Annotated in this window: 3 protein-coding genes; all 3 read left to right on the plus strand. The window is 69.1% G+C overall.

Annotated features, from left to right (window positions below; translation table 11 throughout):
* A partial coding sequence (locus tag J7F03_RS38285; RefSeq protein ID WP_214957822.1) for a LamG-like jellyroll fold domain-containing protein occupies positions 1–3,028 on the plus strand: 3,028 nt, incomplete at its 5' end.
* A gap of 95 nt (positions 3,029–3,123) precedes the next feature.
* Positions 3,124–9,738 (plus strand): RHS repeat-associated core domain-containing protein, encoded by a 6,615-nt coding sequence (locus tag J7F03_RS38290; RefSeq protein ID WP_308380134.1) that lies wholly within the window; start codon positions 3,124–3,126, stop codon positions 9,736–9,738.
* Positions 9,738–10,202 (plus strand): hypothetical protein, encoded by a 465-nt coding sequence (locus J7F03_RS38300; RefSeq protein ID WP_214957823.1) that lies wholly within the window; start codon positions 9,738–9,740, stop codon positions 10,200–10,202. Before J7F03_RS38290 ends, J7F03_RS38300 begins: the two co-directional genes overlap by 1 nt.
* Positions 10,203–10,254 lie beyond the last annotated feature (52 nt).

Below are 10,254 nucleotides of genomic sequence, written 5' to 3' on the forward strand. Positions count from 1 at the left end.
GGCCAAGGACGGCGGCCTGTCCGCGACCGACGCGAACGGTGTGCCGGTCTTCAAGGCGCCGCCGGCGCTGATGTGGGACTCCAAGGGCGTGCCCGCGCCGCTCGCGCTGTCCGCGAAGGAGAAGGTCGCCGCCGCCAAGGCCGAGGGCGGCGCGCTGCCGGCGGCCCCGGCCGGCGGGGAGCCGCCCGCCCGGCCCGCTGACGGACCGGTCCCCGGTTCGCAGGCCAAGAACATGCCGGTGCACGTCGACAAGGATTCGCTGGCTGTCGTACCGGACGCGGCCCTGCTCAAGCAGACCGACCCGGCGGCGTTCCCCCTCTACATCGACCCGTCGGTCGCCCTGGACGACGGTACGGAGCACACGGCCCTGCGCAATGACGGTGTCTCGTTCTGGAACTGGGACAACGGCAGTGACGACATGGGCAAGGGCATGGGCAAGTGCGGTTCCTGGAACGGCTATTACTGCGGTCCGGGCTACGTCCAGCGTCTGTACTTCGAGTTCTCGCCGAACAACCTGCGCGGCAAGGAGGTGTTGAACTCCCGTTTCAGGATCACCGAGCCGTGGGCGTTCCAGTGTTCGGTCCGTAACGTGTGGCTGGTCCGGATGGACGGCGAGATCTCCTCGTCGACGAGCTGGGGCAACAAGCCCAACTACGCGGACCTGATGGGCGACCGCTGGCTGTCGGCGGGCCGTGGTTCGGCCTGTGACCCCAACTCGCCCGCCGAGGCAGTGGAGTTCGCCGACAACCTCCCGGACGAGCCGGACGAGAACCTCACCCCGACCGTCCGCGACTTCGCAGATGGCAAGTACAACCGGCTGAACCTGGAGCTGAGGGCGGAGGACGAGTCGGACACCGCTTCGTGGAAGCGTTTCCGCAACGACGCGGTCCTGTCGGTGGACTACATCGGCAAGCCCAACACCCCCATTTATGTCGGCCTCGTCACAGGCTCGGGCGAGATCTGCTCGAACGACTCGACCAAGCCGTCGATCGTCTCCGACCCGACGCCGGCCATGACCGCGATCACCGAGACCGTATGGGGCGGCGAGTCCGGCGCCCAGCTGCGGATCCTCATGCAGACCGAGAAGAAGGAGACCAACGGCACCTGGACCCCGGTCAAGGCCAACGCGGCCGACGCCGACTACGTCAATCGGCCCTCCTCGGGATTCGTAGGGGACAACGTCAAGGTCACCAGTGACCCGCCCGCCACGCTGACGGACGGCGCGCAGTACCGCTTCCGGACCTGGACCCGGTCGTACGCGGAGGGCCACGAACGGACCAGCGCTCCCAGCGCGGACTGCTACTTCAAGGTCGACTCCAGTGCCCCCAAGGCCCCGGCGGTCACCTTCGGTGCTCCGTACAGCCAGTGCACCAGCACCGCCTGCGCGGCGGCAGGCAAGCCCGGCCAGGCGGGTCAGTTCACCTTCGCACCGGCGAGCGGCGACACCGTCACGGCCTACCAGTACAAGCTGTCCACGGACACCGTGTGGACCGAGATCGCCGGCTCGAACCCGACCGTCTCGATCACTCCGCCGGTGTCGGGGACGATGAAGCTGAGCGTGAAGGCCAAGGACTCCGTGGGCCGCTGGGGCGCGACGAAGATCGTCGACTTCGTGGTCAAGGAGGGCCCCGACCCGATCGGCTACTGGACCTTCGACGAGGCCTCCGGCCAGGCCATCGACACGTCGACCACCGACCCGGCGCTCAGGAACAACCTGTACCTCGCCGCCGGGGCCCAGCGCCCCGAGACCGGCCGAAGGGGCTGGGTGCAGACGCCCACCCCGCACGAGGACCGCACACTCCAGCTGACGAACGCCCAGTACGCGAACAGCGCCAAGCCGGTGTTCGACACCCGTTCCTCCTTCACCGTGGCCGGCTGGGTCCGCCTGGACCGCACGGACGGCACCTTCTCGATGCTGGCCCAGGGCGGCATGAACTTCAGCGGTGTCGCCATCACCGCCGCCGCCGGCCAGCCGTGGTCGATGCAGATGGCCACGGACGACACGGCGGGCGGCACCGGCGCGATCAGCCGGCTGAGCGGTCTGAACCCGGCGCAGGCCGGGGTGTGGACCCACGTCGCCGCCACGTACAACGAGTCCACGGACGTCGCGAAGCTGTACGTCAACGGGCGGCTCCAGGGCCAGATGACCGTAACCAACCCCATCGCCGCCACCGGAGTCATGGGAATCGGCGCCGCCAAGCAGTCCGCTGTCTGGTCGGAGCAGCTCCCGGGCCGGATCGACGAGGTCAAGGTCTGGCAGGACGAGAAGAGCGCCGTCGAGGTCAAGCAGGACTCCTCGCTCTTCGACCCGGCGAACGGCAAGCCCCACGTCGACCTGGCCGGAGCCTGGGACCTCACCACGGCCGGCCCCGCCTACGCCGACACGTCCGGCAGCGGCCGCGCCCTGACCGCGACCGCCGGTACGCCCGTCACGGGCGGCGCCCTGGTCCTGAACGGCTCCACCCAGGCGGCCACCGTCGCGGGTCCGGTCGTCGACGACACGGGTTCGTTCACGGTGACGGCGGAGGCCAAGCTCGACAACGCAGCACTGCTCGGCAAGCCGAACGGCTACAAGGCCCAGGTCATCGGCCAGCGCACCGCCACCGGTTCCTCCTGGAGCCTGTGGTTCGAGAAGACCGGCACCCGGCAGGAACCGGACGAGCAGGACCCGACCAAGATGGTGAGCTTTGTCGAGGGCACGTGGCACTTCGGCCGGCTCACGGCCGACGGCACCGGTACCTCGGTGGTCAGCGACAGCCTGGCCGCGCTCAACGCGGGCGTCCAGGTGACCGGTGTCCACAACGCCCAGGACGGCACCATCACCCTCTACGTGGGCGCGGCCGGCCAGGCCCAGCCCACGGCCTACACGGCCACCGTCGGCAGCGGCGAGCTCGCCGTCGGCAAGGGCTTCACCAACAGCGCCTGGGGCAACTTCCTGCCCGGCCAGATCAAGGGCATGCGCCTGTGGTCCGGCGCGATGAAGGACGCCCAGCAGGTCACGGACACCGTCTTCGGCTCCGGTAGCTGACCCTCCGACTCCACCACCGACTTGCCGTGGCCGCCCCGCACAGCGGCGGCCACGGCCTCACCTGTACCCAAAACCCCTATCCATATGGAGCATTCGTGTCCATCCGACCACCAGGCGGAGCAATCCGCCACCGGCTGCCGCTGGCAGCCGCACTAGCCCTGGCACTCGCGGTGCCGGGGGTCATCACTCCGATAGCGGAGGCCGCGGATCTTCCGGGTGCCCCGAAGATCGCGAAGCACAAGGACGCCAAGGTCCGCGCGGTCAACGCCCAGGGCGCCAAGGCCGCCCGGGAGCTGGTCGCGAAGAACCAGGCGGAGAACAAGGTCCAGGCGGACCGGGCCCGAGCCGAGGCGAAGGCCGACTGGCCGAAGGCAGCGACCCTGGAGGGTTCGGCCGCGCGGTCGGGCTCGCGCCCGCTGGTCGACGTACGGTCCACGGCGCGGGTCAAGAGCCCGCTGCTCAATCCGTCCGTGCCCAGGGGGCCGGCGGCGCCCGCCGCGGAGGCTCCGGACGGCGGGAAGTCGACCGTCAAGGTTCTCGACCAGAAGGCGGCCGAGAAGGCCGGGATCACCGGCGTGCTCTTCTCGGCCACCGCTCCCACCAACGGGCCGGCGCAGCTGACCGTCGACTACGGGTCCTTCGCCTCGGCGGTCGGTGGCAGCTGGTCCACCCGCTTGGGGCTGGTCAGCCTGCCCGCCTGTGTGCTGACGACGCCCGAGAAGGCGGAGTGCCGCAAGACCACTCCGCTGCCCTCGGCCAACAGCATCAAGAACCGCACGGTGACGGCCGACGTCACCTCCCTCCCCGCCGGAACCTCGACGGCGGCCAAGACCAAGGGCCCGGCGCAGGCTCCGGCGGTCTTCGCGGTGATGGCCACGGAGACCGCTTCCCCCCAAGGCAGCGGAGACTTCGCGGCGACCCCGCTGTCGGCTTCCTCCAGCTGGGAGTCCGGCTCCTCCGGCGGTGCGTTCACCTGGTCGTATCCGGTGGCGGTCCCGCCCGCCGCGGCCGGGCCCTCGCCTTCGCTGTCGTTCTCATACAGCACCGGTGCCATCGACGGCCGGACGGCGAACTCGAACAACCAGGGTTCGCAGGTCGGCGAGGGCTTCGACCTGACGTCCTCGTACATCGAGCGCAAGTACGGCTCGTGTGACGACGACGGCCAGACCGACAAGAACGACCTGTGCTGGAAGTACGAGAACGCCTCCCTGGTCCTGAACGGCAAGTCCAGCGAGCTCGTCAAGGACGACACCAGCGGCAAGTGGCGCCTGAAGGACGACGACGCCTCCCAGGTGACCTGGGGGACGGGCGCGGACAACGGCGACAACGACGGCGAGTACTGGAAGGTGGTCACCGGTGACGGCACCACCTACACCTTCGGCCTGAACAAGCTGCCCGGCGCCGGCTCCGAGCGCACCAACTCCACCTGGTCCGCGCCGGTCTTCGGCGACGACGCCGGCGAGCCGGGTTACACCAAGGCTTCCACCTTCTCCGGCCGCTACGAGACCCAGGCCTGGCGCTGGAACCTGGACCTGGTCCAGGACGTCCACGGCAACGCCGCCAGCTACTGGTACGCGGCGGAGACCAACAACTACGCGAAGAACGGCGACAAGACCAAGCTGCTGCCCTATACCCGCGGCGGCACCCTCTCCGAGATCCGCTACGGCCAGCGCGCGGACACGCTGTTCACCGGCACGCCCTCCCACAAGGTCGTCTTCGACTACAAGGAGCGCTGCTTCGCGGCGAACTGCACCAACCTGACGGCGGACACCTCGGACAACTGGCCCGACGTCCCCTTCGATCAGATCTGCTCGGCGAGCGAAACCGACTGCAAGGCGGAAGGGCCCGCCTTCTTCACGCGCAAGCGGATGTCGGCGATCAACACCTATGCGTGGTCCACGGCCCTGGAGCCCGACAACTACGCGCTCGTGGACACCTTCGACCTGGCCCAGGAGTACCTGGACCCGGGCGACCTCGGTGACACCAGCGACCAGACCATGGTCTTGAAGTCCATCAAGCGCACGGGCAAGAACGGCGGTACGGCCGAGGTCCCGCCGGTGGACTTCACCTACCACATGAAGCCGAACCGGGTGGACGTGGACGGCGACAACATTGTCCCGCTCAACCGCCCGCGCATCAACACGATCACCTCGGAGACGGGTGCGATCACCACGGTCACGCTCTCCAACCCCGAGTGCGTACGCGGCTCCAAGATGCCGGTGGCCGAGGACGACAACTCGCTGTCCTGCTACCCGGTGTACTGGCCGGTCAACGGCGGTGACCCCAAGCTCGACTGGTTCCACAAGTACAACGTCGCCGCGGTCACCATTGCCGACCCGGCGGGCCAGAACGACCTGGTGGAGTACGCGTACGAGTACGCGAACCCGGCCTGGCACTACAACGACGACCCGCTGACCCCCGAGGACCAGCGGACCTGGTCCGACTGGCGGGGCTACGGCAAGGTCACCGCGTACAGCGGTGCCACCGACAAGACCCGCTCGAAGTCCGTGAAGGTCTTCATGCAGGGCATGCGCGGCGACAAGCGCAAGGACACGACCGCCACCCGCACCACCACGGTCGCGGCCGTCCCCGTGCCGGGCCTGACGATCGCCGACATCAACGACGACGACCAGTACGCGGGCTTCCTGCGCCAGGAGGTCACCTACGACGGGGCCACCGCTCTCGCCGTCTCGGTGACCGACCCGTGGAGCAAGGAGACCGCCAGCCAGCAGAAGTCGTACGCCAACACCAAGGCGCACTACGTCCGCACGGGCACCACGTACGGCCACACCTTCCTCACGGCCTCCAACACCTGGCGGTCCACCCGCACCGACAGCACCTACGACGACTACGGCCTGCAGACGCAGTCCTCTTCGTCCGGTGACACGGCCAAGACGGGTGACGAGACGTGCACCCGCACCTGGTACGCCCGCAACGACGCCAAGGGCATCACGGGCCTGCCCTCCCGCAGCCGCACGGTCGCGGCCGAGTGCTCTCTCACCGACGACAAGCTGACCCTGCCCGCCGACTCGGCCACCCGCGGCGACGTCCTGTCCGACACGGCCACCGTGTACGACGACACCGCCGCGACCGCCTGGACGGCGAACCAGACCCCGACCCTGGGCCTGCCCACCTGGACCGGCCGCGCCCAGGCCTACCCGGCGGCGGCCGGTACCGCCGACCGCAACCCGGCCGGCATCGCCGGCTGGCAGACCACCGGCAAGACGACCTACGACACGGCGGCGGCCAAGCTCGGGCGTCCGCTGAGCGTCACCGACGCGGCCGGGAACACGACCACGACCAGCTACGCGCCCGCCGCGGCCGGCCCGCTGGAAGTCACCGTGAAGACCGCACCGAAGCTGGCCTCGAACGGCCAGCAGCACAAGACGTACGCCTACATGGACCTGCGCGGCTCGCTCGTGCGCTCCATCGACGCCAACATGGCCTCGACCTTCAACACCTACGACGCCCTCGGCCGCGTGACCGCCACCTGGCTGCCCAACCGGGGCCAGTCCCAGACCCCGAACGTCAAGTACGGCTACCTCCTGGAACGCGGCAAGCAGCCGTGGACCTCGGTGGGCGCCCTCGTGCCCGACGGGAGCTACAAGACGGTCTACACGATCGCCGACGCGCTGCTGCGCCCGCTCCAGACGCAGACTCCGTCGCCGAACGGCGGCCGCGTCCTGACCGACACCCGCTACGACTCCCGGGGCCTGGCCTACGAGTCCTACGCCGACATCTGGGACAAGGACAAGGCACCCGAGGGTACGTACGCGCGCGCCGAGTACGGCAGCACCCCCAAGCAGAGCCAGACCGTCTTCGACGGCCTCGGCCGCGCCACGACCAGCAGCCTGCTGGTGTACGGGGTGCAGAAGCAGACCACCACCACCAGCTACACCGGTGACTCGACGGCCACGACGGCCCTCCAGGGCGGCACGGCCAGCCGTACGATCACGAACGCGCTCGGGCAGACGACGCAGGTCCGCACCTACAGCGGGACTACGCCGAACGACCCCGAGTACGGGGGCACCGCGCCGGGTACGCCGTACACCAGCGTGAGCCGGACCTACCCGGTCGACGGCAAGCAGACGACGATCACCGGCCCCGACAACGCCAAGTGGTCGTACGGCTACGACCTCTTCGGCCGGGGCGTGACCACCACCGACCCCGACAAGGGCAAGGGCACCACGACGTACACCGTTCTGGACCAGGTCGCGACCTCCAAGGACGCGCGGAACACGGTCCTGGAGTACGGATACGACGAGCTGGGCCGCAAGACCGGTCTGTGGAAGTCCCCGAAGTCCGACGCCAACCTGCTCGCGACGTGGACCTACGACAGCGTCCGCAAGGGCGCTCCCGCGGCCTCCACCCGCTACGAGGGCGGTCTGACCGGCAAGGCGTACACCAAGTCCGTCACCGCCTACGACGTCCTGGGCCGTCCCACGACGACCCGGCTGACCCTGCCCTCCGACGACCCGCTCGTCACCTCGGGCGCCATCGCGGCCACCACCGACCAGACGATGACCTACCGGCTCGACGGAACCCCGAACACGGTCGCATCACCCGCGGCCGCCGGTCTGCCCGCCGAGACCCTCCAGGTGAGCTACGACAACTTCGGTCTTCCGAAGGCGCTCACCGGCGCCACCGACTACGTCCAGAACATGGCGTACTCGCCGCTCGGTGAGATCGAGCAGCTGACCCTGGCCCGTTCCGCGGCCGCCGGTGTCCGCAAGACGTTCATCGGCAACACCTACGAGGACGGCACCCGCCGTCTGCTGAAGTCCACGGTCAACGACCAGACCCACAACGGCATGATCCAGGAGCTGACCTACAACTACGACCAGGCCGGCAACGTCCTGTCGATCTTCGACTCGGCCCCGCTCAGCGGCTTCACCAAGGCCGACAACCAGTGCTTCACCTACGACGCCCAGCGCCGCATGACCGAGGCCTGGACCCCGAAGACCGCGGACTGCAACCCGACAGGGCGCACCGCCGCCAACCTCGACGGCGCCGCCCCCTACTGGAACAGCTACACCTACACCGCGTCCGGGCAGCGGGCCACGGAGAAGACCAACACCGGCACCCCGCAGACCCGTACGTACTGCTACGACTCGGCCCGCCCCCACGCGCTGGCGGCCACCACCACCGGCGCCACCTGCACTGGTGTCACCCCGCAGTACACGTACGACGCGACGGGCAACACGACCAAGCGCGCGGAAACCCCCGGCAGCGCCACGTCCCAGACCCTGGCCTGGGGCGCGGAGGGCAAGCTCACCAAGACCACGGAAGGGGCCACGGCCACCGACTACGTCTACGACGCGGAGGGCGAGCTCCTGATCCGCCGCGACCCGGCGGGTGAGACGGTCCTCTACGCCGGCTCCAACGAGGTACACCTCAAGGGCGCCACGAAGTGGGCCACTCGCTCCTACAGCATCTCGGGCGTCAAGGTCGCGGTCCTGAGCAACGAATCCGGCACCGCCAAGCTGGCGTTCGTGGCGGGCGACGCCCACGGCACGTCCTCCCTCGCGGTCTCCGCGGACGACACCCAGACGGTGTCCAAGCGCTACACGACCCCGTTCGGCTCCGCACGCGGACCGGCGGGGGCGAGCTGGCCGGACGACAAGCGGTTCCTCGACAAGCCGGAGGACAAGAGCACGAGCCTGACCCACATCGGCGCACGCGAGTACGACGCGGCCCTCGGCCAGTTCCTCAGCGTCGACCCCGTGTTGAGCCTCGACCAGCCGCATTCCCTCAACGGCTACAGCTACGCGAACAACAGCCCGGTCACCTTCAGCGACCCGACCGGTCTCGAGAGCTGCGGCGACGCCGGCTACTGCGGTGGCGGCGGCTGGACCAACGGCGAGCACATCGAGGACATGCCGGACCCCAATGAGGACGGGGGCGGCGGTGGCGGCGGCGGTGGCGGCGGTGGCGGCGGCGGCGGTGGCGGTGGCGGCGGCGGTGGGTTCAACCCGCTGAAGCCCAAGGGCCTCCTCGGCAGCAACGTGATCACCCCGGTCTACGACCCGGTCTTCACCCCGCTCTACGAGAAGACCAAGCAGCAGGAGGCGGAGGCGGCGGCCGAGACGCATAGGCTCCATTCTCAGATGTGCCAGGCCGACCCGATCCTGCTGGCGTGCACGCAACCCGTCGCGAGCACGCTGGCCCCTGAAGTCACGGTCAAGCAGGTCGCGTCCCTGTGGGTGTTGGGCGGCGGCCCCACCGAACTGACCTTCGGCGACGGCTCCACCCTGGCCATGCAACTGGCCTCGACGGATCTGGCGCAGTCGGCCCGCGTCAAGGCTCTGGCCCTGTCCAACGGAAGTGCCAAGGGCACGTTCGACAATCTGGCCCACTACTCGATCTCTGACCTTGAGGGGCTGGACTTCGCAGGTCAGGTGGGCCGGGACCTTGGGAGTTTGGCCACCGGCCTGGACAATCCGAACTCCATGAAGGTCCTGCTGGGCTCGTTCAAGATCACGGGACGCGTCCTGGCCAAGGAGAAGGGGGAGGGAATCCAGATGGAGTTCAGCGTCGTGGAGGATACGAACCTCTCGTCCTTCGCGCACATCGCCACGGGATACAACAACGGTAAGGAAGAATTCGTCGAGCAGTTCGACGAGGGTGGTCTCTCTGTTATTCCCTTTACCGGAGGCCAGGCACGGCAGAAGACCCTGACCGTGAAGTGGCGAGAGACGCTGAGGTACTGATGAAGGACACCAGAACGGCCGGGCCCCGGCGCATCGCGGTGCGCACGCTCCTGTGGACCCTGGCGCTGATCACGACCGTGTCGGGATGCGGGCTCTCCGGCGGCGGGCCGTCGCTGAAGGACGCCGCCGACGTCAAGCGCGTCGAAATGGTCGGCGGCTGGAAGGACGGGTCCACCGGCGGAGTCACGCTGAAGGAGGACGGCACCTTCGCGGCCGAGAGCCTGCGCGCGGACGCCGTGCCGGGCGCCGGGCTCACCTCGCCCGGGAAGGGGCTCGTCGCGGGCAGCGGCGAGTGGGAGCTCACCAACATCGGGGCCGAATCCAGGGTCGACCTCTACTTCACCGGCGGCGGAACGGTCGGCATAGACGTCAAGTACCAGGACGGCCTGAAGGTCCTGTCCACGTGGATCGGCGACGGACGGCACGCCGTCTTGAAGAAGGAGGACACCGCCCCCACCCCGTAGGGCGACAGCGGAAGGCCCCGGAGACTTCGGTGACGCTGTTGGTTAATTCGGG

Origin of the sequence: Streptomyces sp. ISL-43 (genome assembly GCF_018614195.1) — a bacterium.
Lineage (GTDB): Bacteria > Actinomycetota > Actinomycetes > Streptomycetales > Streptomycetaceae > Streptomyces.